General features: G+C 66.5%; 18 protein-coding genes and 2 tRNA genes. 13 read left to right on the top strand and 7 right to left on the bottom strand.

Features of this window, described 5'->3' with window-relative positions:
• Window positions 1–29: 29 nt before the first annotated feature.
• The 3 genes from JAB4_RS11610 to JAB4_RS11600 form a co-directional block, all read right to left on the bottom strand.
• Window positions 30–1022, bottom strand: coding sequence for a DUF2804 domain-containing protein (locus JAB4_RS11610; protein ID WP_070221397.1), 993 nt, complete (start codon window positions 1020–1022; stop codon window positions 30–32).
• Complete coding sequence (locus JAB4_RS11605) at window positions 1019–2302, bottom strand: crosslink repair DNA glycosylase YcaQ family protein (RefSeq protein ID WP_070221398.1); 1284 nt, start codon at window positions 2300–2302, stop codon at window positions 1019–1021. The genes JAB4_RS11610 and JAB4_RS11605 overlap by 4 nt, the downstream gene beginning before the upstream one ends.
• Window positions 2303–2375: 73 nt before the next feature.
• A complete protein-coding gene (locus tag JAB4_RS11600) occupies window positions 2376–3740 on the bottom strand; it encodes an ATP-binding protein (protein WP_070221399.1) in 1365 nt (454 codons plus the stop codon).
• 166 nt (window positions 3741–3906) lie between these two features.
• On the opposite strand from JAB4_RS11600, the gene JAB4_RS11595 reads away from it, so the two are divergent.
• Window positions 3907–6051, top strand: a complete 2145-nt coding sequence (locus JAB4_RS11595; protein ID WP_070221400.1) for a TonB-dependent receptor — start codon at window positions 3907–3909, stop codon at window positions 6049–6051.
• A 35-nt stretch (window positions 6052–6086) separates the two neighbouring features.
• Here JAB4_RS11595 and JAB4_RS11590 read toward each other — a convergent pair whose 3' ends face one another.
• Both JAB4_RS11590 and JAB4_RS11585 read right to left on the bottom strand, forming a co-directional pair.
• The gene (locus JAB4_RS11590) at window positions 6087–6755 is read right to left on the bottom strand and encodes a response regulator (protein WP_070221401.1); all 669 of its coding nucleotides are present in this window, start codon (window positions 6753–6755) and stop codon (window positions 6087–6089) included.
• Window positions 6756–6773: 18 nt separating this feature from the next.
• Window positions 6774–7145 carry a YajD family HNH nuclease gene (locus tag JAB4_RS11585; protein WP_070221402.1) on the bottom strand — a complete coding sequence of 124 codons (372 nt, stop codon included), beginning with the start codon at window positions 7143–7145 and terminating at the stop codon, window positions 6774–6776.
• Window positions 7146–7418: 273 nt separating this feature from the next.
• On the opposite strand from JAB4_RS11585, the gene JAB4_RS11580 reads away from it, so the two are divergent.
• The 3 genes from JAB4_RS11580 (at window position 7419) to JAB4_RS11570 (ending at window position 15648) form a co-directional block, all read left to right on the top strand.
• Window positions 7419–10439, top strand: coding sequence for a PAS domain-containing protein (locus JAB4_RS11580; RefSeq protein ID WP_227742141.1), 3021 nt, complete (start codon window positions 7419–7421; stop codon window positions 10437–10439).
• Between the two features lie 207 nt (window positions 10440–10646).
• Entirely contained in the window at window positions 10647–11873 is a 1227-nt protein-coding gene (locus JAB4_RS11575) for an exonuclease SbcCD subunit D C-terminal domain-containing protein (protein ID WP_070221403.1), read from the top strand.
• Between the two features lie 16 nt (window positions 11874–11889).
• Window positions 11890–15648: an AAA family ATPase gene (locus JAB4_RS11570; RefSeq protein WP_070308542.1), complete on the top strand. Its 3759-nt coding sequence runs from the start codon at window positions 11890–11892 to the stop codon at window positions 15646–15648.
• Window positions 15649–15790: 142 nt separating this feature from the next.
• Here the strand turns inward: JAB4_RS11570 and JAB4_RS11565 are convergent, their stop codons facing one another.
• Entirely contained in the window at window positions 15791–15958 is a 168-nt protein-coding gene (locus JAB4_RS11565) for a hypothetical protein (RefSeq protein ID WP_166449232.1), read from the bottom strand.
• A gap of 178 nt (window positions 15959–16136) precedes the next feature.
• On the opposite strand from JAB4_RS11565, the gene JAB4_RS11560 reads away from it, so the two are divergent.
• From JAB4_RS11560 to JAB4_RS11540, 5 genes are all read left to right on the top strand, one after another.
• Entirely contained in the window at window positions 16137–16346 is a 210-nt protein-coding gene (locus JAB4_RS11560; protein ID WP_034755039.1) for a hypothetical protein, read from the top strand.
• Window positions 16347–16407: 61 nt separating this feature from the next.
• Window positions 16408–17268: a hypothetical protein gene (locus JAB4_RS11555; RefSeq protein WP_070218579.1), complete on the top strand. Its 861-nt coding sequence runs from the start codon at window positions 16408–16410 to the stop codon at window positions 17266–17268.
• A gap of 58 nt (window positions 17269–17326) precedes the next feature.
• The gene (locus JAB4_RS11550) at window positions 17327–18505 is read left to right on the top strand and encodes a class I SAM-dependent methyltransferase (protein ID WP_070218580.1); all 1179 of its coding nucleotides are present in this window, start codon (window positions 17327–17329) and stop codon (window positions 18503–18505) included.
• A 46-nt stretch (window positions 18506–18551) separates the two neighbouring features.
• Window positions 18552–18628: transfer RNA gene (locus JAB4_RS11545), tRNA-Met, on the top strand.
• 143 nt (window positions 18629–18771) lie between these two features.
• Window positions 18772–18848: transfer RNA gene (locus JAB4_RS11540), tRNA-Met, on the top strand.
• 70 nt (window positions 18849–18918) lie between these two features.
• Here JAB4_RS11540 and JAB4_RS11535 read toward each other — a convergent pair.
• Window positions 18919–19533 carry a hypothetical protein gene (locus JAB4_RS11535; protein WP_139143036.1) on the bottom strand — a complete coding sequence of 205 codons (615 nt, stop codon included), beginning with the start codon at window positions 19531–19533 and terminating at the stop codon, window positions 18919–18921.
• Window positions 19534–19811: 278 nt separating this feature from the next.
• Between JAB4_RS11535 and JAB4_RS11530 the strand changes: the two genes are divergently transcribed.
• From JAB4_RS11530 to JAB4_RS11515, 4 genes are all read left to right on the top strand, one after another.
• On the top strand, window positions 19812–20330 hold the full coding sequence (locus JAB4_RS11530) for a sigma-70 family RNA polymerase sigma factor (protein WP_070223815.1): 519 nt from the start codon (window positions 19812–19814) through the stop codon (window positions 20328–20330).
• A 1-nt stretch (window position 20331) separates the two neighbouring features.
• The gene (locus tag JAB4_RS11525) at window positions 20332–21339 is read left to right on the top strand and encodes a FecR family protein (protein ID WP_070223832.1); all 1008 of its coding nucleotides are present in this window, start codon (window positions 20332–20334) and stop codon (window positions 21337–21339) included.
• A gap of 102 nt (window positions 21340–21441) precedes the next feature.
• Entirely contained in the window at window positions 21442–23943 is a 2502-nt protein-coding gene (locus tag JAB4_RS11520; RefSeq protein WP_070223817.1) for a TonB-dependent receptor, read from the top strand.
• A gap of 116 nt (window positions 23944–24059) precedes the next feature.
• Window positions 24060–25724, top strand: a complete 1665-nt coding sequence (locus tag JAB4_RS11515; RefSeq protein WP_070223819.1) for an acid phosphatase — start codon at window positions 24060–24062, stop codon at window positions 25722–25724.
• Window positions 25725–25831: the final 107 nt, after the last annotated feature.

The raw sequence follows: 25831 nt of genomic DNA, 5'->3' as shown, positions 1-25831 counted from the left end.
GTCACGCGTTTCGCAAAAAAATAGTGCATCTACCAGCGCGAGCGGTGGCTTTCCGTCACGCCCGCCAGCTGCGCCACGATGCGCTTGGGCGAGTCCGCGCTGGTGCGCACCCAGCCGCTGAACGTGCCGATGGGCTGGATGTAGCGGCTGGCGGCGATCCACAGGTTTTTATCCTCGCGCCGCGCCCCTTCCGGCTTGAAGTGCAGGTCCAGCAGATCGTCGTCCGTCCATACGTGCCACGGCGCCAGCGGGTTGTCGGGATTGAAGTCGAAATGCGCGCGGCCCAGCGCATGCAGCTGGCCATCGAGCCACAGCGCGTTTTCATGCGCGCCGAAATAGCCGGCCTGCAGGTTGAACCCGAGGTCCAGGCTGTGCGCCGAAGCCCAGCGCCATTCCGTCTCGCGCGCCAGCAAGCCGTTCGAATAATCGAAGCTGGCCACGCCGTCGTCCAGGCTGTAGCCGACGGCGCCGCAGCGCACGCTGCCCCACAAGGGCAGGCCGCCCGACTTTTGCGTCGCATGCACGCTGCCGCCCTCGCCCACGGGGCCGATGGCCAGCAAGGTGGGCGCCACGGGCGGGCCGCATTCCGCGTCGATGCCGAAATGGCCGCAATCGAGCCGCAAGCGGTAGCGCTGCTGCGGCTGCGCCTCGATGCTGATTTTCTGCGACAAAAAACGGAAACGGCTGGAAGCACCCGCATGCGGCGCCAGCGTGGCGCACAGGCCGGGAATGCCATCCTGCGAAAAACTGGCCACGATCTTGCCCTTGTGGCGGTCGAAGGCATAGGCGAAGGCCGTGCTGGTCCAGCCCAGCTCGACGATGGCCACGCCGCAGAACACGGCCGGCGTCGACAGGGCCACGTAATGCCAGCGTTTGTGGTGGAACAGGCGCCAGAGGGCGCCCCGTGCATGCGGCGGCGCCAGCGCGGCCCAGTCGAAGGCGTTCAGCTGGCCCGTGTAGCGGCCGAAGCATGGCTGGCCGTCGGCGGCGAGCAGGGATGGCGGCGCGGGCGGCAGCATCATGCGGCCCTCCTTGCGGCAGCGCCGCCGTCGTGCAGGGCCTCGCCCAGCTGCGTGCCAAATAACGCCGGCTGCGCCTGGGCTATCTCGACCTGCGGGCAGGCATGCCAGAGCGCCAGGCGCCGCACGGCGCCGGCCACGTCCTGCACCAGGCGGGGGCTGACGCGCACGCCCTCTTCCAGCGCCAGCGACTTGATCTCGAAGCACCCCTGAGCGCGGTGCGCCTTGGCATCCAGGCGTCCCACGAGCGCGCCGCGCCGCAAGATCGGCAACGTGAAGTAGCCATAGCGGCGTTTTTCAGCGGGCGTGTAGCATTCGAGCCGGTAGTCGAAGTCGAACAGTTCCAGCGCGCGGCGCCGGTCCCAGACGACGGGGTCGAACGGCGACAGGATCGTCGTCAAGGTGGGCGCCAGCTTGCCGGCGGCGGCCGCGCGCAGCAACTCCCCATGCTCGGCATGCACGTAGACGGCGTCGCTCCAGCCGGCCACCGCGCAGCGCAGCAGCGCGCCCTCGTCCACCAGCGCCTGCAGATCGTGCGCCAGGCTGGCGCGCGGCTGTTTGGTGCGGAAATAGTCGCTGATCCAGCCGGCCCGCGCCAGGCCCAGCGCCTTCACGCTGGCCAGCAGCAAACGGCGGCGCACCTGGTCCTCGGGCGGCAGCAAGCCGTCGTGCCAGCCAGGCAGCACCCGTTCGGCCAGGTCGTAATAGCGCTGGAACTGATGCCGCTTGGCGATCATCAGCACGCCCGACGTAAACAGCACTTCAAGCGAGCGCTTTTCCGGCTTCCAGCTCCACCAGCCGCCCGCCTGGCCATCCGTGCGCTCAAAATCGGCCGAGCGCGCGGCGCCGTTGGCGCGGATATGGTCGAGCACCGAAGCGACGGCGTCGCCCTGCTCGGCCATCCATTTGACGGAATACTTCCAGCCCATGGCGGCGGGATCCAGCATGCGGTGACGGTACAAGCCATAGTCTTCGATGGGGACGAAGCACGCTTCATGCGCCCAGTATTCGAACAGCGCGCCCTCGGCCAGCAATTGCTCGAGCCACGGCTGCGGATAGTCGCCCAGCCGGCTCCACAGCACCAGGTAGGGGCTGCGCGCCACCACGTGGATGGTGTCGATCTGCAGCACGCCCATCCGGCGGATGGCGGCCAGCACGTCAGCCTTCACGGCTTTTTTACGCCGCGCCTGCAGCAAGCCCTGCGCGGCCAGGTGCAGGGCGCGCGCGGCGGCCAGCGAGAGCGGGGGGAGGTCGGAAGGCGGGTGCTTGTCAGGTCTGTGCATAACAGAAAGATACCGCATTCCGGACGCGCCTTGTGCGTTTTATCGCTATCGGATCGCGCAGCCGGCAGCCACGCTATGCGGCGGGAAACACCAGCGTCACCGCCAGCCCCCTGCCCTGCAGGCCGGCGCCCAGGACGATGGCCGCGCCATGCCGCTCGGCGATGCGGCGCACGATGGACAGGCCCAGCCCGCTGCCGGGCAGCTGGGTCGCACTTTCCACCTGCACCAGGCGCACAAAACGTTCGAACGCGCGCTCATGCATGTCTTCCGCGATGCCCGGTCCCGTATCGGCCACGCGCACATAGCTGCGCCCGCCTTCCACGCCGCAGCTGATCTCGACGGCGCCCGGCGCCGGCGTGTAGCGCAGCGCATTGTCGACCAGGTTACGCAACAGCATCTGCAGGCTGTCCGCATCGAGCGCGCAGGGCGCCGGCGCCACGTTCACAGCCAGCGACAGCCGGTACGGCGCGGCCAGCGCCTGCCACTGCGCGGCCTGCTGCGCCAGCAGCTGCGCCAGGTCGCCCGGCGCCAGCGCCACCTGGGCTTGCGCCTGCGGATCGAGCCGGGCCAGCGCCAGCAGCTGGTTGACGAGGCGCGTGGCGCGCTCCACGCTGGCGCCCAGGGCGGCGATGAATTCCTCGCGCTCGTCCGCGCTGCGGGCCCGCTGCAGCACTTGCAGATTCGTCTTGATGGCGGCCAGCGGCGTGCGCAGTTCGTGCGCCGCATCGGCCGTGAAGCGCTGCTCGTTGTCGCGGCTGTGCCGCACCCTGCCGAACAGGCGGTTAATTTCCAGCAGCAGCGGATGCAGTTCGTCCGGCGCGCCAGCGAGCCCGACGTCGGCCAGTTCATCGGGCGTGCGCGCCGACACTTCATCGGCGCACGCTTGCAGCACGCGAAACACGCGGTGGACGGCCCACCAGATGGCGACGGTGGCAAGCGCCGCCAGCAGCAGGCCGAACAGCGCAACGCGGTAAAAGAAGCCGCGGCTGATGTCGTCGCGGTGGCTGGTCGGCTCGGCCACCAGCAGTTGCAAAGTGCGCTGCGGGTCCCACAGCGAGAACAGACGCCAGCGCTGGCCACCTATCGTGGTCCACGACAGGCCATCGGGCGCGCTGCGCGACAGGGCGATGTCGGACGCCGCATCGTTGCGGTACAGCACGCGCTGCTGCGCGTCGCGCACCTTGAACAGCAAATACTGGTGGGGATTGTGCTGGCCGCGCAGGGGCAGGTCGATGGGCCCCGTCAAGCCGTGTTCGCGCGCCTCCTTTGCCACCAGCGACAGCAGCAGATGCCCCGTCTCGGTCAGCGACTGGTCGAACAATTCCTGGCTTTCGCGGCGCGCTTCCACATACACGATGGCGGCGCTGCCCACCCACAGGGCCAGAGTCAGGCCCAGCAGGACCGTCAGCAGGGTGCGCCGCAGCGACCAGGTTTGCACGCCGCGGCCGGCAGTTAAGAATCTCTTAAGAACTTCTGCGCAAGATCCGGAGCGAAATATTTTCTGGGTAGCCATGGCCGCAATTGTAAATGATTCTTATTGCTTTCATGATTCCCATTCCCTCGTTAATACAGCGCAATTATTCATTCACCCTTCAGGAGTTTGCATGTCCAACCGCACCCGCCGCGCGCCCCTGCCGCGTCCCACCACCCTGGCCCTGACTCTGGCCGCCCTGTCCTGCCTGCCGGCTCACGCCCAGACGGGCACGCCGGCCAGCATGCCGGAAGTGGTCGTGTCCGCCTCCGGTTTCGAGCAGGACATCAAACAGGCGCCCGCCTCGATCACCGTGCTGACGCGCGAGGAGCTGTCGAAGGAACGCTTCGGCAATCTGACGCAGGCGCTGGAAAGCGTGGAAGGCATCGACGTGGGCGCGGCGGGCGACAAGACGGGCGGCATGAACATCAGCATCCGCGGCATGCCCAGCGACTACACCCTGGTGCTGATCGACGGACGCCGCCAGAATGCGGCCGGCAACGTCACGCCGAACGGCTTCGGCGGCACGCAGACGAGCTTCATGCCGCCACTGGCCGCCATCGAGCGCATCGAGATCATCCGCGGCCCCATGTCGACCCTGTACGGCTCGGACGCCATGGGCGGCGTGATCAACATCATCACGCGCAAGGTGGGCAAGCAGTGGATGGGTTCCGTCTCGGCCGACTATACCGCGCAGCAGGAATCGGACTTCGGCGACGTGAAAAGCGGCCGCTTCTACCTGAGCGGCCCCATCGCCACCGACCTGCTGGGCCTGTCCCTGCGCGGCAGCAAGCAGCGCCGCGATGCGGCCGACATCCGCGTCCCCAACGCGGCCGGCGCGGAGGTGCCCGCCAGCATGGGCGCCAATCCCGTGCGCGCGGACATCGCCAACTTCGGCGCGCGCCTGGCGTTAACGCCGAACCGTTATCACACCGTCATCCTCGACGCGGACGCGGGCCGCCAGACCTACGACAATTCGAACGGCCAGCTCGGCACCAAGACCGTGCAAGGCGGCTACGGCCCGGAACAAAAATATAACCGCGACCAGTGGACCCTGTCGCACACGGGCCGCTTCGGCTTCGGCACGCTCGACAGCAGCTACATGGTGAACAAGACGGAAACCCTGGGCCGCACGATTCCGCCAGGCACGCCCGGCGCCGTCGCCGGCAGCGCGCGCACGCTGGAAGTGGAAAGCCAGGTGTTCGACACCAAATTGGTCATGCCTTTGGGCAAGCACATGGCGACCGTCGGCGCGCAATGGTGGAAAGCGGACATGACGGACGGCGTGGCGCCAAAGAAATTCGAGTTCACGCAAAAAGCCCTGTTCGTGGAAGACGAATGGCAGGTACTGGAGCAGGTCGCGCTGACCTTCGGCGCCCGTTATGACGACCACAGCATCTTCGGCGGCCAGACCAGCCCCCGCGCCTATGCCGTGTGGAACGCGACACCGAGCTGGACCGTCAAGGGCGGCGTCAGCAAGGGCTACAAGACGCCGCGCGTGGAGCAATTGTCCCCAGGCATCAACGGTTTCGGCGGCCAGGGCACGATCCCCCTCGTCGGCAGCCCGGACCTGAAGCCGGAAACGAGCACGACAACGGAAATCGGCGCCTACTTCGACAACCTGGCTGGCTGGACGGCCAGCGGTTCGCTGTTCAACAACGCATTCAAGGACAAGATCACGACGGGCACGGGCCTCGTCAACTGCAGCTACCGTCCATCGCCGAACCGTCCCGGCTGCGTCAGCTTCGGCAACTGGCCCAATGTCGATGCGTTTGGCCAGTCGGTCAACGTGGATGAGGCCGTCACACGCGGTGTCGAGCTGAACACGCGCTTCCCGCTGGGCAAGACCTTGTCGGCCAGCGCCAACTACACGTACACGGAAAGCGAACAGAAGAGCGGCAGCAATGCGGGCAAGCCGCTGAGCGACACGCCCAAGCACGCCGTCAACGCGCGCCTGAGCTGGGATATTTCGCGCGAGTGGAACGGCTGGCTGCGCGCCGAATACCGCAGCGAGCGCTTCCGCGATCCGGGCACCTCGGCTTCCACGCGCGCCGCCAAGGCTGCGCTGGGCGACTACCAGGGCTACGCCATGCTGCACCTGGGCACCAGTTACCAGCTGAGCAAGCGCGTAACCCTGAACGCGGCCGTGTACAACCTGCTCAACAAGGACTTCATCGACTACCAGCCTTACCGCGCACCGGCCTTGAACTACGCAAACCGCTATGTCAACAGCCTGGACGGCCGCCGTCTGTGGCTGTCGGCCACCGTCGATTTCTGATCAAGAGAGGCGGCCTCCCGGCCGCCTTTTTCCCGTCAGGCCGCTTTGGGCTTGTCGATGCAATAGCCGACCGCATGCACGGTGCGTATCAAGTCCCGCCCCAGCTTCTTGCGCAGGTGGTGGATGTGCACTTGCACGGCGTTGCTTTCCACTTCATCGCCCCAGCTGTACAGGTTTTTCTCCAGCTGTTCCCGGCTCAGCACGCGGCCGCCATGTTCCAGCAGCAGTTGCAGAATGCGAAATTCCTTCACGGTTAACATCACGGGCACGCCCCCTTGCGTCACCTGCCGGTCCGCGATATCGAGCGCCAGGTCGCCGTGCACGAGGTGCTCGCGCAGGCGGCCCGCGGCACGCCGGCAGGCGCTGCGGATGCGCGCGGCCAGCTCGTCGAGGTCGAACGGTTTGACGATGAAGTCGTCGGCGCCCGCATCGAGGCCGGCGATGCGCTCGCCCACCTGGTCGCGCGCCGTGACGACCAGCACGGCGCCGCTGTAGCCATTGTCGCGCAGCATGCCCAGCGCCTGCATGCCGTCCTGCCCCGGCAAGCCCAGATCGAGCAGGATGCAGCCGTAGTCGTGCAGGCGCACGGCCGTGTGCGCGTGTTCGGCGCTCGTGACCCAGTCGACGGCGTAGCCGCCCTGTTCCAGGCCGATTTGCGTGGCGCGGCCCAGCTGCGGGTCGTCTTCGGTCAGCAGGATGCGCATGGAGAAGCGGCGATCCGCTCAGTCCTTTTTCTTGATCAGGCCTGCCAGCGCGGCAAACGGATTGTGCGTGGCGGGCGCCACCTCGGCCGACAGCAGGCCGGCGCCACGGTCCGCTTCCAGGTAGCGCGAGTGCTCATTGTCGTGACAATACAGGCACAGCAGTTCCCAGTTGCTGCCGTCGGGCGGATTGTTGTCGTGGTTGTGGTCGCGGTGGTGCACCGTCAGTTGCTGCACGTTGGCGCGCGTAAATTCGCGCATGCAGCGGCCGCAGACCCACGGATACATCTTCAGCGAGCGCTCGCGGTAGCCGCTCTCGCGCTGGTCGGCGGCGCGGTGCGCTTCGGCCACGATCTTGTCCAGTCTTGCCGCGTCGGGCTTTTTACTCTGCATGACAACTTTCGATATGGGAGGAAGAAGCATCCATTTTAATGAGGATGGGGGCGCAATTGTACTTTTTCTGCCACGGCGCAAGCCCGTGCCGCCCCCGGCGTGCTTTTTTTAGCGTACGCGGCACCACAGGTTCTTGATTTAACGCAAAATAAGCCCAGCGACAGACCACGAACAGACGCTAGGGCAGCAGGCAGCGCGCAGGTCAGCATATTTCGGCTATGATGCGCGCCACGCCGCCCTTCACCTTTCCATGACCCTAGCCTGCAAGCGCCCGTGATAGCGATAACAAGACCCCTGCAACGCCTTGCCCGCCGCCTGTACCGTCTCAGCCTGGTACCCCTGTTCGCGCTCATCTTGCTGCTGGCGCTGTGGGCGGCCGTCTTGTACCAGGTGGGCCAGGAACGGGCCGGCGCCGTGCGCGACGCCGTGGCCGTCAGCCAGTCGCTGGCCCGTACCCTGGCCGACCACACCAGTTTCACCTTGCGCCAGACCGATCACGCCACGCAATTGTTCAAGCTCAAATACGAGGAAACGGACGGCGCCCTGCGCCTGAACGAATTCACGCGCCGCCAGGGCTTGCTCGACAGCGTGCTGCCATCGAAGCTGGAACTGCCGATCGCGCTCGTCGACGCGCGCGGCGACGTGATCGACAGCGCCAACGCGTATCTGCCGGAAAACCTGGCCGGCCAGGCATTTTTCAAGGCGCTGGCCGCCAATGCGTCCGACACGGCCCTGGTCGACACGCCCATGCTCGACGCGGGCAGCAAGCACTGGACCATCCGCCTGGCGCGCCGCCTGAACGATGGCCAGGGCCGCTTTGCGGGCGCCATCGTCATCCACGTCGACCCTACGTATTTTGTCGACGACTACGACCGCCTGAACCTCGACGAGCATGGCGCGCTGATGCTGGTGGCGCGCGACAGCGGCCTGACGGTGGGGCGCATCGGCGAGCAATTGATCCTCAGCGACCGCATCGACTTCCGCATGCCGGGCCCGCCGCAGCACGCGCCCGAGGAATTGCTGATCGAACCGCCCGTCGATGCGACGGCGCGCATCTACAGCTACCGCGAGCTGCCGCGCTACCCGCTGCTGGCGGTGGTGGGCGTCAGCCATGCCGTCGCCCTGACGCGCTTCGAACACCGCCGCCTGGCGTATATCGGCGCCCTGCTCGCCGCCAGCGTGCTCATCGCCGGCTTTACGGCGCTGCTGATGCGCCAGAGCGCGCGCCTGCGCCGCAGCATCCGCCAGGCCAAGGAAACACAGGCGCTGCTGCGCGCGGCGCACCAGGCCAGCCTCGATGCCGTGCTGCTGCTCAAAGCCTGGCGCCCCGCGCCGGGCAAGCCGGTGGAAGATTTCACCTTTGCCGACATCAACGAGCGGGCCGCCGATATGCTGGGCAAGCCGCGCTCCGAACTGCTGGGTCAGCGCGTGCTGCCGCGCGTGCCGCTGCTGCGCGGCGAGCGCTTTTTCAAGCGCTTCGTGCTGGTGATGGAAACGGGCCAGCCGCTGGAGGATGAATTCGAGCTGAAACTGGCGTCGGGCGGCACGCGCTGGCTGCGCCACCAAGTGGTGCCGATCGCCGACGGCGTGGCCGTCACCTCGCGCGACATCAGCGCGCGCAAGCACGACGAGCTGGCGCTGCAGGACAACCGCAGCTTCCTGCAGTCGCTGATCGACCACCTGCCCGTGCTGGTGTACGTGAAAAGCGCGCGCCCGGAAAACTTCGGCCGGATGGAAGTGTGGAACAAGGCGGCCGAGGACATCACGGGCCACCTGGCCGCCGACGTCATCGGCAAGACCGATTGCCAGGCCTTTCCGCCCGACTTCGGCCTGCACGATGCCGAGGACGACCGCGCCATCCTGGCCGAGCACGGTGTCATCGACCATACGGAAAAGCCGCTGCGCCTGCGTGACGGCAGCCTGCGCTACCTGCGCTCCGTCTCCGTGCCCGTGTTCGACGAGCGCCATCAGGTCGAGCATATCCTGTGCATCGCCGAGGATATCTCGCAGCGCCGCCAGCAGGAACTGGAACTGCGCCAGAAACAGGCCGAGCTGGCCGCCGTCAACGATGCCTCGCCGCTCGGGCTGGTGCGCCTGGACCGCCAGCGCCGCTGCACCTACGTCAACCGCACCTTCGAAGCCATCACGGGCCTGCCGCGCGCCGCCGCGCTGGGCGCCGGCTGGACCAGCGCCCTGCACCCGGACGACTATCCGCTGATGCACGTGGCGCTGGAACAGCTCACGCGCAGCCACGCGCCATTCCAGTCCACCCTGCGCTGCCTGCAGCGCGACGGCAGGCTGGTGTGGGTCTCCGTCAAAATTGCCCCCATCCTCATCGACGGCCAGATCGACGGCTACGTGGGCAGCCTGGACGACATTACCACCTTGCGCGAATCGGAAGTGGCGCTGCTGGAAAGCGAAGCGCGGCTGCGCACCATCGCCGACACCTTGCCGGCCATGATCGCCTACATCGACGCCGACCAGGTCTACCGCTTCCTGAACATCGCCTATGAACGCGAATTCGGCCTGACGGGGCGGCAGGCGCTGGGCAAGAGCGTGCGCGACACGGTGGGCGAGGCGCGCTACGGCACGGTGGCGCCATATATCGAAAGAGTACTGGCCGGCGAAACCCTGAGCTTCGAGGAAGAAGACGAGAAGGAAGGCATAGAGCGCTGCATGGAAGTGATCTACATCCCGCAGATCGGCGAAGACAGGCTGCAGGTCGTGGGTTTTCACGTGATGCGCCAGGATATCACCGTGCAAAAGCGCGAAAAACAGCGGCTGCTGAAGCTTTCCCAGGTCGATGCATTGACAGGGTTGTCGAACCGCGCCGGCTTCCAGCAAAAGCTCAGCGACGCCATGCACGCGAGCCGCCGGCAGCAGCACCTGATGGCCGTCATGTACATGGATATCGACCGCTTCAAGCCCGTCAACGACACGCACGGCCATGGCACGGGCGACGCCCTGCTGCGCGCCTTCGCCCAGCGCCTGACGCAGACCATGCGCGCCACCGACATCATCGCCCGCCTGGGCGGCGACGAATTCACCATCATCATGGAACAGATCGCCCGGCCCGACGACGCGGCCGTGCTGGCGGAAAAAATCGTCGCCGCCATGCGGCAGCCGTTCGAACTCGACGGCATCACCGTGCGCATTTCCGCCAGCATCGGCCTGGCCTTCTACCGCGACGAAGACATTTCCCCCGCCGTGCTGCTGCAGCGGGCCGACGTGCTGCTGTACCAGGCCAAGCAGGATGGGCGTAATACCTATCGCGCCGGCGCGCTGACGACTTGAGCACCTGAGAAAACGTCCATGGCTGCGTTGCAGTGCCTTGCCGTACTATTCGTACTGCCTACGGCACTACGCCTTGCCCTGAACGTTTTTCAGGCACTCTGGATGTATCGATAAAAATCGAAAACGCTCTTCGAAATTCGTTCAATTCTCCAGTACCTGCCTCATTTCAGCTATATTGGCGCCTGTCTTCCCTACCCTTGCCACACCATGCGCCTGCTGCACACTTCCGACTGGCATCTGGGCCAGACCCTGCACAATTTTGAAAGGGGTTACGAACACCAGCGCTTCCTCGACTGGCTGCTCGACACGCTCGTGATGGAGCAGGTCGACGTGCTGCTCGTCGCCGGCGACGTGTTCGACAATGCCAACCCGTCCGCCGCCTCGCAAAAGCAACTGTATGTCTTCCTGCAGCAGGCGCGCGCGCGCCTGCCCGCGCTGCAACTCGTCGTCGCCGCCGGCAACCACGATTCGGCGGGACGGCTGGAAGCACCCGGCCCCCTGCTGGCCGCGCATGGCACGCACGTGATCGGCCATGTGCTGCGCGGCGACGATGGCCAGATCGACCTGGAACGCCTGCTGCTGCCTTTGACGGGCGCCGATGGCCAGGTACAGGCCTGGTGCCTGGCCGTGCCTTTTCTGCGCCCGGGCGACGTGCCGAAACTGCCGGCCGGCGACACGCAGGATGCCTACCTGGGCGGCATCGCCCTGCTGTACCGCCAATTGACCGACCTGGCGCTGGCGCGCCGCCAGCCCGGGCAAGCCATCGTTGCCATGGGCCACTGCCACATGGTGGGCGGCGAAATGTCGAACGATTCCGAACGGCGCATCGTCATCGGCGGCACGGAAATGCTGCCCTCGGGGATTTTCGATACGTCCATCGCGTATGCGGCACTGGGCCATCTGCACAAGGCGCAGGCCGTGGGCGGCCAGGAGCACATCCGCTACTGCGGCAGCCCGATACCGCTGTCGTTTGCCGAAGTGAATTACCGCCACCAGGTGCTGTGCCTCGACATCGACGGCGAAGCGCTGCAATCCGTGCGCGCCATCGAGGTGCCGCGCGCTGTGCCCCTGCTGCGCGTGCCCGCCGCACCGGCGCCCATAGCCGAAGTGCTGGTGCAGCTGGCCGCCCTCGACGTGCCGGACGCTCCGGCCGAAGCGCAGCCGTTCCTGGAAGTGCGCGTGCGCCTCGAGGCGCCCGAACCGGGCCTGCGCACGCGCATCGAAACGGCGCTCGACGGCAAGAGCGTGCGCCTGGCGAAGATCGAAACGTCGAGCGCTGCGCGCAGCAGCGCGCCCGAGAACATGACGCTCGACCAATTGGGCCAGCTGCAGCCCGACGACATCTTCCGCCGCCTGTACCTGCAAAAATACGCGAAGGAAGCGCCGCCCGAACTCCTCTCGGCCCTGGCCGAATTGCTGCTGCCCAGCGCTTGAGTACACCTGAAGAACCATGAAAATCCTGAAAATCAGCGGCAAGAACCTGGCTTCGCTGGCCGGCGAATTTGAAGTCGACTTCCAGCAGGAGCCGCTGGCGTCCTCCGGCCTGTTCGCCATCAGTGGCCCCACCGGCGCGGGCAAGAGCACTCTGCTCGACGCGCTGTGCCTGGCCCTGTACGACGCCACGCCGCGCCTGCTGAAAGTGCTGGGCCGGGGCAGCGCCCTGCCCGACGTGGGCAAGGAAACCGTCAACGCGCAGGATACGCGCACCCTGCTGCGCCGCGGCACGCCGGACGGTTACGCGCAGGTGGACTTCGTCGGCAACGACGGCGGTCACTACCGCGCGCGCTGGAGCGTGCGCCGCTCGCGTACCAAAGCGGAAGGGGCGCTGCAGGCGACCGCCATGAGCTTGCACCAGCTGCCCGCGCTGCAGCCCATCGGCGGCACCAAGACGGAGGTGAAGGAAGAGATCGAAAAACGCATCGGCCTGTCCTTCGACCAGTTTACGCGCGCCGTGCTGCTGGCGCAAAACGAGTTTTCCACCTTCCTCAAGACGGAAGACAATGAACGGGGCGAATTGCTGGAAACCCTGACGGGCAGCAGCATCTATACCGACATTTCCATGCGCGCCTTCGAGCGGGCGAAAAAGGAAAAGCAGGTGCTCGAACGGCTGGGCGAAAAACTGGCGGACCAGCGGCCATTGTCGCCGGAAGAGCGCAGCGAGACCGAAGCGTCAAGCGGCGCGGCCGAAACCGCCCTGCAAACCATCGACCTGCGCAAGGCGGTGCTGGAACTGCAGCAGCGCTGGCACCAGGAAACGCACAAGCTGCAAACCCAGGTGACGGCCGCGCAAGAGACGCTCGATAACGCCGATGCCGAACGGACCGCCGCGGAGGAACGCCGCGCGGCGCTGGCGCAATGGGAATTGCTGCAGCCGGCGCGGCCCCTGATCGACGATGTGGCGCGCCTGGCCGGCGAGATCGCCGGCACGGGCGCCGCGCTGGAAGCGTCGCGCGCGCAGGCGGCGCAAGCCATCGCCAGCGAGGCGCAGCTGGCGCAGGCCGTGCAGCAGGCGGCAGCGGCCTTGCTGGCCCGGGAAGCGGCGCAGCGCGATGCGGCGCCCCTGCTTGACCGGGCCAAGGCGCTCGACGCCGGCATGGCGGCGCACATGCCTGCGCATCGCCAGGCGCAAGCTGGCGCCCTGGCCGCCGACCAGGCTAACGAGGCGGCGCGCGCCGCGCTGCACGATCTGCATCAGCGCCAGCATGCCGCGCAGGCGGAACAGGAAGCGGGCCGCCAGTGGCTGGCAGCGCACCAGCAGTGGCAGGCGCTGGCGCAATCGTGGCAGTTGTGGGATCAATTGTTTGCCCAGGCCGGGCAAGCGGCAGCGCAAGCCGATGCGGCCGACGCCAGCATGGCCGAGTCAAGACAGCAGCTGCGCCAGGCCTTTGACGCCACGCAGGCGGCGCAAGCGGCGCTGGCCAGCGCCGCTGCCGTGCTGACGGCGCGCGATGTCGAACGGCGCGCGGCGCTGGCGGCCGTGCAAGCCATCGATGGCCAGGGGCTGCAGGAACAGCGCGGCCAGCTCGAGACGCACGCGCGCCTGTTGACCAGCGCGGAAAAGACCTGGAGCGAACTGGCGCGCCAGCAGCAGGCGCTGGCGCACTGGCAAGCGAGGGCGGCCCAGCTGGCGCAGGCGGCGCAGACGGAAAACACGGCGTTGGCGGCGGAAGCGGCGCAAACGGCGCTGCTGGAAGCGCGCCTGGCGCAGGCGGAAAAATCCTTGAAAGGCGCGGAGGCGGCATGCGCGGCCAGCGTGGAGCAGCTGCGGGCCAATTTGCAGGACGGGCAGCCCTGCCCCGTCTGCGGCGCGCTGGAACACCCGTACAGCCACGCCGATCATGCCTTGCAGGCGATGCTGGCCAGCTTGCAGGATGAGGTGCTGGCCTGCCGCACGCAGGCGCGCGGCAATCTGGAGCGGCTGGCCACACACAAGGCGGCGCTGGCCGCGACGGCGCGCGAACAGACGCAAACGGAGGCCGAACTGGCGGCCCTGCCGCCCGCCATCGACAGCTTGCTCGCGCAGTGGCAGCCGCACGCGGACACATTGGAACTGCCGCCGGCAAATGAGCGCGCGGACTGGTTCGCGCGGCAGCTGGCGGCCAATGCGGCCGGCTTGCAGGCACTGGCGCAGCAGGAAACGGCGCTGCGCCAGGCCGGCGTACGGCGCGAGCAGGCGCAGGCGGCGCATGAACTGGCGTCCAGCGAGCACGCGCGCTGCACAAGCACCGTCGCCGAGACGCAGGCGCGGCTGGCGCAGCTGCAAGCGCAGCAAGCGGGCAACGCCGACAAGGGCGAGACGGCGCGCGCCGCGCTCGACGCCTTGCTGGCGCAGCTCGATGGCGCGTTCGCCGACGCCGACGGCGCCGAGGACTGGAAAGACAGCTGGCGCGCCGGCCCGGCCGCCTTCCGCGCCGCGCGTGAAACGGAAAGCCGGCAATGGCTGAAACAGCAGGCGGACCAGGACCACCGCGGCCACGCGCTGGCGACCCTGGCCGCGCAGCTGGAAGCGGCGCAGCTGGCCGCCGCCAAGGCGCAGCAAACGGCGCAGGACGCCCACGCCGTCTTTGCCGCCGCCGACAAGCAGCGCACGGCAATGCAGGCGGAACGCCACGCGCTATGGCAGGGCCGGAGCGTGGCCGAGGTCGAACGTGCGCTGGCAGACGCCATCGCGGCAGCCAAAGAGCTGCTGGCGCGGCAGCAAACGGCGGCGCAATCGGCCGGCCAGCAGCGCACGCGCCTGGAAGAAGCGTGCGCGCAGCTGTCGCAGCGCCTGGCTGCCCTGCGTGAACAGGAACACGGCGCCAGCGCCGCCCTGCACGGCTGGCTGCGCCAGTTCCAGGATGCCCATCCGGCCCATGCGCCCGCCGACATGGACGCCTTGCGCGCGCGTCTGGCCATCGCACCGGACGCCATGCGCGCCGAACGCGACGCCCTGCAAGCGATCGCCGACCGCCACACGGCGGCCGTTTCCGTGCTGGCCGAGCGCCGGCAGCAGCTGACGGCGCATGTGCAGCAGCCGCCGGAAACCCTGGAAATGGACGAGGCGGCGCTGCAGGATGCGCTCGACGCGCTGCTGCTGGAACGCCAGGCGGCCAACCAGGAAGCGACCCGGCTGCGGCTGGCGATCGCGCAGGACGACGCGCGGCGCCACAGCGCGCAAGCGATGCTGGCGCAGATCGAGGCGCAAGCCGTCATCGAGCGGCGCTGGGCCAGCCTGAATGAATTGATCGGCTCGGCCGACGGCAAGAAATTCCGCAACTACGCGCAGCAATTCACTCTGGAAGTGCTGCTCGGCTATGCCAACGCGCACCTGAACCACCTGGCGCGCCGCTATCAGCTCGAACGCATCGACAACCCGAACAATCCGTCGCTGGGCCTGATGGTGCGCGACCAGGACATGGGCGGCGAACTGCGCTCCGTGCATTCGCTGTCGGGCGGCGAATCGTTCCTCGTCTCGCTGGCCCTGGCGCTGGGCCTGGCCTCGCTGTCCTCGAACCGCGTGCGCGTCGAATCGCTGTTCATCGACGAGGGCTTCGGCAGCCTCGATACGGAAACCCTGCGCGTGGCCATGGATGCGCTCGACGGCCTGCAAGCGATGGGCCGCAAGGTGGGCGTCATCTCGCACGTACAGGAAATGACGGAGCGCATCGCCACCCGCATCCTCGTGCAGCCCGGTTCAGGCGGTAAGAGCGTGGTGACGGTGCGCTAAGAACACCTGTCAAAACCTACTGCGCGTCGCGGGTCGCGGTTTCCGATGCTCACTGCCTCGGCGGCCCCGTGCTTAGCACAGTTCCGCGTCTCAACCACAACCCACTTCCGCTCGCTACGGTTTTGTCAGGCGTTGTAAACCGCTAGCGGCTGGCTGGCTCCCGGCACAGCCTGAGCATATCCCAGCCCAGTTCGCGGCGGATCTGCTCGGGGTCGGGCGGGGGGCGGCGCTGTTCCAGCTCCGCTTTCAGCCACTTCCTGACCAGCTCCTTGGCGGGCTGTGCAGGCTTTTCCTTGTCATGCTTGTCCATGGTGCTACCTCTTCAATGGCGGTCAGACGACCTCCTATATACGCTCAACGTCATGGCGCGGATTCAGTTGACCTGCGCGTGGCGCAGATGCAACAACGTGTAACGATGGACGGAGTGCGTTAAAATCGCCGCCTTCGCGTAACTACCCGCTACGCCCCGCAACAGTTCAAGGAGCCCCATGAAAGCCGCCCGCAGCCTCACCTTCAAGTGCGTCAAATGTCACAAATCCATGCAGGTCTACCTGCAAAAAGTCTCCGCCTGCTCGCATATCCAGCCATACCAGGGCATTTGCGCATGCGGCGAACTCAAGCGCCACGCCACGGGACAGGCCGATGCCGTCAAGTCTTACCTGGAATCGGCTGACGGTAGCTGGTCGCACCACCACTAATGGTTAAAGTCTGGGCGATTGTTGCCGTTAAATACGGTACACAGCCCATATAGAACCGACCATGTCCCAGCTTCCCGCCCTCGCCAGCCGTCAACCCGCCTCGACTACGCTGGCTGGCCAGCAACCGTCCCGCACGGGCAGCAGCGCCACGGGCCTGGCCGGCTCGCCCCTGATGCAGCGCACGGCGCAAGACGTGGTCGCGCTGTCGAAGAATGGCCTGGACCTGTCGGCCAAGGGGCTGTCGCAACGGACCGATGCGCTGGGCAACGCCACCGTCGACGTGGCGCAGGATTTTCTCTCCAACATGACGCGCCAGCTGTTCGGCGACGGCGCCAGCATCTCCTTCGATTCCGTCGACCTGCAAGCCGGTTCCAGCTTCAGCAGCGGCAGCGCCAGCGTCTCGGGCGCCGGAGGCAGCAGCCGCGCGGCCGCCTTCAGCCTCGATGAAAACGCGCATTTCATCGGCAAGGGCAAGATCACGACGGCCGATGGGCAGACCTTCGACTTCGAACTGGAAGTGCAATATCAATCGAACATCAGCGCGGGCGTGCTTGAGCAAACGCAAGGTGAAACACCGGAAGCCACATCCTCCGAAGACGGCGCCCTGCCCGCCAAGGAGTTGCCCGCCACGCACTTCGGCGGCAATCTGCACGACCTGTTCAAGCTGCTGGGCCAGCAATTGCAAAGCAACATTTTTAATAACAACATCAACAGCAACGCCGATGGCGCCAGCGCCAGCGGCAAGGATGGCGACCTGGCAGGCAGCCTGAGCTTGCGTTTGCTCAAGCTGGTGCAGCCGGACGCGGCGGTCAAAGCCGACCAGAAAGCCGTGGAAACCACGCCGGAAGACCAGGCGCGCGCCCGCGCGCTGGCACTCGCCTATGGCACGGACACTGCTAACGGCACGGCCAGCGACGTATAATGGAAGACGGCCTGCGCAGGCGACCATGCCGCGCGCCCCCTTCTATCGATTGAAATCCATGTCCGACACTTCTTCCCCTACCGTTCATCCGCAGATCCACTGGAGCGAAAACGGCGCCGAGCATTCGGCCCGCTGGCGCTCGGAAAGCGGCATGCCGCCGCCCAAGCGCGTCGTCATCGCCGATGACCGCACGACGGCCGACCAGGCTTACCGCCTGGCCTGCGAAGGCACGGCCATGCTGTGGCGCGGCGACTTCCAGAACGCGCGCCAGCTGCTGCAGGCGCTGGCGCGGCGCGCCGACCACAAGAACGACAAACCGAGCAAGAAGGCCAAAGCCGCCAAACTGGCGAAACCCGAACCATCGGCCACGGAAGCCTTCCATTTGCACCGCCAGGCGCAGTCGCAGCGCGCCCGCACCCTGGCCATGCTGCTGCTGCCTTTCGACGCCGACTACACGATCCCGCTGCGCCGCGCGCCGGACGTGAAACTGGCTTGCAATGAAGCGTATGGCCGCGGCGAGGAAGCGTTCGTCGCCTCGCTGCGCGAACTGCTGGGCCTGATCGGCGCGCATGAATGGCGCCGCACGGGCGTGGACCTGCCGGCCCTGGGCCAGCGCATCCACCCGCATTACGGCGTGTTCGCGCCCATCCGCGGCGAATACGTGGGCCTGGTGGCGGAAGCGCCGCTGCCCGCGCGCGCCAGCCTGGCCTTCGACATCGGCACCGGCACGGGCGTGCTGGCCGCCGTGCTGGCGCAGCGCGGCGTCAAGCGCATCGTCGCCACCGACCAGGACCCGCGCGCCCTGTCCTGCGCACGCGAAAACCTGGCCCGCCTCGACTTGATCGACAAGGTCGAGGTGGTGCAGGCCGACCTGTTCCCCGCCGGCCGCGCGCCGCTCGTCGTGTGCAATCCGCCATGGCTGCCGGCCCGACCAAGCTCGCCGATCGAATACGCCGTCTACGATCCGGACAGCCGCATGCTGCGCGGTTTCCTTTCCGGCCTGGCCGCTCACCTGGAACCTGCCGGCGAAGGCTGGCTGATCCTGTCGGACCTGGCCGAGCACCTGGGTCTGCGCCCGCGCACGCAATTGCTCGAATGGATAGAACAGGCGGGCTTGAAGGTCGTCGACCGCCTGGACGTGAAACCCACGCACCCGCGCGCGCAGGACGCCACGGACAGCCTGCACGCGGCCCGCTCGAAGGAAATCACCTCGCTGTGGCGCCTGGCGGCGGCGTAATCGAGTCAGCCATTGCGCATTGCAGCAAACCCCGCTATAATTCGCCTGCGGGGTGGAGCAGTCTGGCAGCTCGTCGGGCTCATAACCCGAAGGTCACAGGTTCAAATCCTGTCCCCGCAACCAATATATGAAAGCCGCTGATTCTTGCAAGAGAATCAGCGGCTTTTTCCATTGCGGCGCAGTATCTCAATGGCCATCCTGCAAGCCAAATATCCTTCATTTCCATCCGCTCTTTCGCAATGCAGCAAACTCGGTTATAATTCGCCTGCGGGGTGGAGCAGTCTGGCAGCTCGTCGGGCTCATAACCCGAAGGTCACAGGTTCAAATCCTGTCCCCGCAACCAATACATAAAAAACCGCTGATGCCTGCAAGGGAGTCAGCGGTTTTTTTCATTCCGGGCCGGGCCCATGCTGTTACGCGGTGACGCTGGCCCTGATCTGCCTGGCCGCCGCATGCAGGCTGGCCGCCACCCGTTCCAGCTTGTCGGCGCCCGCCGTTTCAGCCAGGGCGGCAAAGGCGCTGATATGAAACGTGGCCACCATGGCGGGCGACACTTCCAGCTCCAGCGCGGTCTTGCTCAATTCCGTCGACGCCTCGAGATAAGGCTCGCTGCCCGCCTCGAACGCCTGCTTCGTTTCCAGCAATTCCTGTCCGCCCTCGGCCTTGGCCAAACATGCATCGACCTTTTGCTGGAAAGCAGGCAAGGTATCGCGCACGGGGCCGGCGTCGGGCGCCGCTTCCGGCTCCGGCGCCACTGGCGCAGGCGCAGCGGCGGCCGGCTTGTTCGCCGCCGGCATGTCGCGCATCGTCAGCCAGCGCTCGACGGCGAGAAAATCGGCAAACGGCTCGCCCACCTTGGGGTTCATCAGCCAGACTTCGCCCGTGCGCCAGTCGATCCGGGCACCGCGCTCGTTTCTCGCCAACAGAATATCCTTGCCGCCATCGGCATTCGACACGCGGCCGATGTCGATCCAGTTCATCACTTCCGCCTGGCGCGACATCGCGTTGACCCGATGGAAATAGGCCAACCATAAAAATCTGGCGACCAGAAGAACCAGGACACCGCCAACCATCCACATCATTTTTTTTGCTCCGCTCCACATGGCCAACCCCATTTTCTCACATGAAAGCTTGCGCCAAGGAAACTTTTACATCTGCCGTGCGCAGGCGCAAAGCCCGCGCCACGCGCGGCCCGGGCGCGCAGTCGCATTTCAGCAACGCCGCGTTTTCCTGATTGCCTGGTGCGCGCCGCTGCGCTATTATGAGAACAATTCTCATTTAGATTAAGATATTCCATCCCGTCCGCATGCTGTCCGCCCCTTCCCCGCCGTCCGAATTCCAGGCCCTGTACGCCGAGCACCACTCGTGGCTGCTGCACTGGCTGAAGCGCCGCCTGCACGATGCGGGGCTGGCGGGCGACCTGGCGCAGGATACCTTCCTCAAGATCTTCGTCGCGCGCAGCAGTGCCGGGATCGCGCAGCCGCGCCCTTTCCTGGCTACCATCGCCAAGCGCCTGCTGGCCAACCACTGCCGGCGCGAAGAGCTGGAACGGGCCTACCTCGACGCCCTGCTGCACCAGCCGCAAGCGAGTACACCGTCGCCGGAAGCGATGTCCATCCTGCTCGAATCGCTGCAACTGATCGACCGCGCGCTGGACCGGCTCTCCGCCAAGGCCAGGGCCGCCTTCCTGCTGGCCCACCTGGACGGCATGAGCTATGCCGAGATCGCCGCCGAACTGGGCACCACCACGCATTCCGTCAAAAAATACCTGAGCAAGGCCAACTTGCTGTGCTTTTTTGCCGTGCCCGATTTTGCCGCGCCCTGACATGCGCGGCGCCACCGTCTACGCCCAGGGCCAGCCCATCGACCTGGCCGTCGCCATGCAAGCGACCGAATGGCTGACCACCCTGATGAGCGGCGAAACGACGCCGGCGGAAAAAACGGCCTGGCAGCAGTGGCGCCAGGCGCACCCGGACCATGAACGGGCATGGCGTCACATCGAAAGCGTCAGCGGCGGCTTGCGCGAACTCGATGGGCCAGCCAGCCGCCAGGCGCTGCTGCAAAGTCCCCTCTCGCGTTCCGTCTCGCGGCGCGGCAGCCTGCGGCTGCTGGCGTGGGTATCGGCCATCGGCATCACGGGCTGGTTCGGCGCACGCTCGGAATATGCGCCCGGCATGGCCCGCGCCGCGCTGGCCGACCTGTCCACCGGCGTGGGCGAACGCCGCGAGCTGACCCTGGCCGACGGCAGCCGCCTGCATTTGAACAGCGGCAGCGCCGTCAACATCCGCTACACGGACACGCAGCGGCTGCTGCAACTGGTGCGGGGCGAAGCCTTCATCGCCACCGCCCGCGAAACGGGCCGGCCCTACCGCCCCTTCCTCGTCGAAACGGCGCAAGGCCGGGCGCAGGCGCTGGGCACGCGCTACTCGGTGCGACAGGACGAGGGCCACACCCAGGTCGCCGTCGAGGAAGGCGCCGTGCGGCTGATGCCGCGCCACGGCCACGCCAGCCTAGTGATCCAGGCGGGCCAGGGCGGCGGCATGACCGCGCGCAGCATCGTGCCCGCGCACGCCGTCTCGCCCGATATCTGGGCCTGGCGACAAGGCTTGCTGCTGGCCGACGCCATGCCGCTGCGCGACTTCCTGCACGAATTGAGCCGCTACCGCCACGGCTTGCTGGGCTGCGACGACGCGGTGGCCGGCCTGCGCATCTCCGGCGTATTCCCGCTGGCCGACCTGGACGCCGTGCTGCTGTCGCTGCCCGATTCCCTGCCGGTGGACGTGCGCCTGCGCACGCGCTATTGGGTGCAGGTGGAAGCGCGGCGGCAGCGCTGAACATGTATTTTGACGCCAGCGCAAAAAAAAGGTACCCGTTTTCGATTCTCGCGTGACCTGTGTAGGCAACGTTCTTTTTGACGACTACACCACAAGGTAACCATGTCTCCTGCCATTCATTCCAAGCCGCGTATCAAACCCATGGCGTATGCCATCCAGCTCGTCTTCATCGGTTCGGCCCTGCTGCTGAATATTCCCGCGCCAGCCCTGGCGCAGGAAAGCGCGGCCGCCGCTGCGGCCAGTCTCGACTTCCAGGTGCCGGCCGGCGACCTGGTGGCGGCGCTGCGCCAGGTCGCCAGCCAGTCCAGGGTCATCCTCAGTTTCACGCCGGAGCAGACGCGCGGCAAGACGTCGGCCGGCTTGAGCGGCCGCCACGACGTGCTGGCCGCCCTGAACGGCGTGCTGCGCGGCACGGGCCTGAAGGCCGAGCGCAGCGCCAATGGCAGCTACGTGCTGCGCCCGGCCCAGGCCCAGGCGGATTCCGGCGCGGAGGCCATCGCCATGATGCCGGAAGTATCGGTCAAGGCGCAGCAGGACGCCACCGAAGGCTCGGGCGCGTATGTCTCCACCCTGCCGATCGCCACAGCCACGCCGCTGGGCCTGTCGATCAGGGAAACGCCGCAGTCGGTCAGCATCATCACGCAGCAGCGCATGCAGGACCAGGGCTTGAGCACGATCGCGCAAGTGATGGCGCAAACGCCGGGTATCACCCTGTTCTCGCTGGGCAGCGAGCGCACGGGCTTTACCTCGCGCGGCTATTCGATCACCAATTACCAGCTCGACGGCATCAGCACGCATTCGGAAAACCTGGGCCTCGACGCGATACCGTCGCAAAGCCTGGCCGACATGGCGCTGTACGACCGCATCGAAGTGCTGCGCGGCGCCTCGGGCCTGATGACGGGCGCGGGCGACGCGTCGGGCGCCATCAACATGGTGCGCAAGAAACCGACGGCGCAGTTCCAGGCCGCCGTCGAGGGCGAGCTGGGCTCCTACGATGAACGGCGCGCCATGGCCGACATCTCGGGTCCGCTGAACGAGGCGCGCACGGTGCGCGGCCGCCTGGTGACCGTGTACGAGGAAGGCGACAGCATCATCGACGGCTACAGCCGCGACAAGAAAGTGGTCTACGGCGTGGTCGAGGCGGACCTGTCCAGCGACACGAAGCTGACGGCCGGCGTGACGCACCAGCGCAAGCGCTCGGACGGTTCCCTCTCCTACCTGGGCTTCCCCCTGTTCTACAGCAATGGCGTCATGACGGACCTGCCCCGCTCCTTCAGCCCGGCGGCCAGGTCGAATCGCTTCAACACCAATTCAACCGACATCTTCGCCACCTTGGAACACGCGCTGGCGAACGACTGGAAGCTGAAAATCTCGGCCAACCGCGTGCAGTCGTCGCAGGAGGAGCGCGCCGTCTACATGAACGTGAGCGCCGGCTTCCCCGACCAGGCCACAGGCGATGGCCTGGGCCTGAGCGCCGACTACCGCGATTACCAGCTGAAGGTCAACAGCGTGGACGTCAACGTGCGCGGGCCGTTCAGCGCCTTCGGCCGCCAGCACGAGCTGGTGCTGGGCATGGACTACAACCAATTCCAGAGCAAGACGGATGGCCGCTTCGACTGGAGCATCCAGGGCAGCGGCGTCAACCTGTACCGCTGGAATCGCCTGGCAACGCCCGTGTTTGGCGATACCTACGTCACCTACGACAGCACGCGCCGCCAGGCCAGCGCGTATGCAGCCACGCGCCTCAACCTGTCCGAGCGCCTGAAACTGATCGCCGGCGCCAAGGTGCTGCGCTACAGCGAGAACTACATCTCGGACGCGCCTTCCGTGCCGTTTTACAGCGCGTCGCCAGCCTCGAAAAGCCGCGTCTTCACGCCGTATGGCGGCCTGGTGTTTGACATCGACGGCACGCACAGCGCCTACGCCAGCTATTCCACCATCTACCAGCCGCAAGCCCAGCAAGACCGCTACGGCAAGCTGCTGGCGCCGCGCGAGGGCAAGACCTTCGAAGCGGGCATCAAGAGCGGCTGGCTCGATGGCCGCCTGAACACGGCCGCCGCGCTGTACCAGATCCGCCAGAGCAACCTGGCCGAATCGGACCCCGGCTACACCGTCCCGGGCACGAACAATCCCGCCAACCGCACCATCAAGGGCGCCAAGACCCAGGGCGTGGACCTGGAAGCGACGGGCGCGCTGACGCCGGACTGGAACATCTCGGCTTCGTGGTCCTACAGCCAAACGGAAAACAATACCGGCAAGGCGATCCTGACCACCTTCCCGCGCCACCTGGTGAAACTGTGGACCACTTACCGGCTGCCCGGCGAGCTCAATCGCCTGACGGTGGGCGGCGGCGTGAACTGGCAAAGCCGCGTGTATTCCGACATCGACGCGTGGCAGATCAACAGTACCCTGCACTGGGAACAGAAGGCGTACTCGGTGGCCAGCCTGATGGCGCGCTATGACGTCAACGACAAGCTGTCGGCCACCGTGAACGTGGCCAACCTGTTCGACAAGCAGTACACGGCTTCCGTGTCGGACTGGTGGTACTCGGGCATGCATGGCCCGGCGCGCAAGGTGGCACTGAAGGTCCGTTACCAGTTCTAGGGCAGGCCGAATATTTCGCACTGGCGCAGGGCCGGTGATACAATTTTCCCGCTTCACGGGCGTTGCCGGTCATTGCCGCCAACGCCCGTGCCCATAGAGACACCCAAGGAGAATGTGTGAAGGACCTCGCCCCCGCCCTGCCAGCCGATCCGGCCGACCAACCCGCCAATCCCTCGCGCCGGCGCATTTTCCAGGCTGCTTCCGCAGTCGGCCTGGCCGCCAGCCTGCCGGCGCTGGCCGACGCCGCGCCAGCCAGGAAGACCATCGCCAAGGGTTCGCTCGACGCGAAACTCAAGGCGCACGTCAAGAACGTGGTCGTGATCTACCTGGAAAACCGCAGCTTCAACAACCTGTTCGCCAACTTCCCCGGTACCAGCGCGCCCCTGTCCGCCGTCACCGCGGAACAGGCGCAGCAGCTGGACCGCGACGGCAAGCCGCTGGCAACCCTGCCGAAGATCTGGGGCGGCCTGGTGCCGAATCAGCAAAATATCGGCGGCATCGATTACCTGATCAAGGAAGAGCAGATTTCCGGCCTACCCAACGCTCCCTACAAACTGAGCGACGCGTCCGGCAAGCCCCTGCCCGAGAGCATCATCACGCGCGACCTCGTGCACCGCTTCTATAACAACCAGATGCAGATCAATGGCGGCAAGAACGACGGCTTTGCCGCGTGGGCCGACAGCGGCGGCCTGGTGATGGGCCACTACGGCGAAACGTCGAAAAACCTGAACCTGTGGCAGATCGCCGAGCAATACACGCTGTGCGACAACTTCTTCATGGCGGCCTTCGGCGGCTCCTACATGAACCACCAGTTCCTCGTCACGGGCCGCGCCAACGAATACTTCAATGCTGCCGAGACGGCAGCGAAGAAAAAGATCGCCGTGCTGGCCGACGGCCCGCAAGGCGTGCGCCTGGCCCTGTCTCCCGAGTGCCCCGCCTCGGCGCTGGACGGCAAGCCGAAATACGTGAACGACGGCGCCATCACGCCGGACGGCTATGCCGTCAACACCATGGCGCCGCCCTACCAGCCCAGCTACATTCGCCCTGCCTTCGACGGCGACCCGCTGCACGCCGACCCGGCCGACGCGAATACCCTGCCGCCGCAAACCTATGACACCATCGGCGACCTGCTGTCGCGCAAGGGCGTCAGCTGGGCGTGGTATGGCGGCGGCTGGCAAGCGGCGCTCGACCACAAGGGCGGCGGCAGCAAGCCGAACTTCCAGTTCCACCACCAGCCGCTGAACTACTTCAAGCAGTTCGCCCCCGGCACGGCCGCGCGCGCCGAGCACTTGCGCGACGGCGGCACGGGCGACAGCCCGATCTCGAACAAATTCCTCGCCGCCGCCGTGGCAGGCAAGCTGCCGGCCGTGACCTTCTACAAGCCGCAGGGCAATCTGAACCTGCACGCGGGTTATTCGGACATCGAGTCGGGCGACCAGCACGTGGCCAACGTCATCCAGCATCTGAAGGAATCGCCGCAGTGGAAGGACATGATCGTGGTGATCACGTTCGATGAGAACGGCGGCTGGTGGGATCACGTGGCGCCGCCAAAGGGCGACCGCTGGGGCCCGGGCACGCGCATTCCCGCCATCGTCGTCTCGCCGTACGCGAAAAAAGGCGCCGTCGACCACAGTTTCTACGACACGACGTCGATCCTGCGTTTGATCACGCGCCTGCACGACCTGCCGCTGCTCGAAGGCCTGAAAGTGCGCAACGATGCCTTCGCGGCACGGGGCGCGTTGCCGCCGGGTGACCTGACGGGCGCCCTCAGCTTCCGTTAAGCCCCACACGGTGCGGCACGCCTGTGATACACTGCGTGCCGCACTTAAATCCGCAGGTCTGCTTTTCCTGCCGATGATATTCACAATGAGCCCGACTCCAGTAGCCG

The sequence above is a fragment of the Janthinobacterium sp. HH102 genome, assembly GCF_001758625.2.
Lineage (GTDB): Bacteria > Pseudomonadota > Gammaproteobacteria > Burkholderiales > Burkholderiaceae_D > Janthinobacterium.
This window is presented reverse-complemented; position numbering and strand designations above follow the sequence as displayed.

Bases quoted from the DNA above. Each gene is read 5' to 3' on its own strand.
- JAB4_RS11530 (WP_070223815.1), top strand. From the start codon at position 19,812: ATGCTGTCCGCCCCTTCCCCGCCGTCCGAATTCCAGGCCCTGTACGCC.
- JAB4_RS11570 (WP_070308542.1), top strand. From the start codon at position 11,890: ATGAAAATCCTGAAAATCAGCGGCAAGAACCTGGCTTCGCTGGCCGGC.
- JAB4_RS11520 (WP_070223817.1), top strand. From the start codon at position 21,442: ATGTCTCCTGCCATTCATTCCAAGCCGCGTATCAAACCCATGGCGTAT.
- JAB4_RS11525 (WP_070223832.1), top strand. From the start codon at position 20,332: ATGCGCGGCGCCACCGTCTACGCCCAGGGCCAGCCCATCGACCTGGCC.
- JAB4_RS11575 (WP_070221403.1), top strand. From the start codon at position 10,647: ATGCGCCTGCTGCACACTTCCGACTGGCATCTGGGCCAGACCCTGCAC.
- JAB4_RS11585 (WP_070221402.1), bottom strand. From the start codon at position 7,145: ATGCAGAGTAAAAAGCCCGACGCGGCAAGACTGGACAAGATCGTGGCC.
- JAB4_RS11605 (WP_070221398.1), bottom strand. From the start codon at position 2,302: ATGCACAGACCTGACAAGCACCCGCCTTCCGACCTCCCCCCGCTCTCG.
- JAB4_RS11550 (WP_070218580.1), top strand. From the start codon at position 17,327: ATGTCCGACACTTCTTCCCCTACCGTTCATCCGCAGATCCACTGGAGC.
- JAB4_RS11555 (WP_070218579.1), top strand. From the start codon at position 16,408: ATGTCCCAGCTTCCCGCCCTCGCCAGCCGTCAACCCGCCTCGACTACG.
- JAB4_RS11610 (WP_070221397.1), bottom strand. From the start codon at position 1,022: ATGATGCTGCCGCCCGCGCCGCCATCCCTGCTCGCCGCCGACGGCCAG.
- JAB4_RS11595 (WP_070221400.1), top strand. From the start codon at position 3,907: ATGTCCAACCGCACCCGCCGCGCGCCCCTGCCGCGTCCCACCACCCTG.
- JAB4_RS11590 (WP_070221401.1), bottom strand. From the start codon at position 6,755: ATGCGCATCCTGCTGACCGAAGACGACCCGCAGCTGGGCCGCGCCACG.
- JAB4_RS11565 (WP_166449232.1), bottom strand. From the start codon at position 15,958: ATGGACAAGCATGACAAGGAAAAGCCTGCACAGCCCGCCAAGGAGCTG.
- JAB4_RS11560 (WP_034755039.1), top strand. From the start codon at position 16,137: ATGAAAGCCGCCCGCAGCCTCACCTTCAAGTGCGTCAAATGTCACAAA.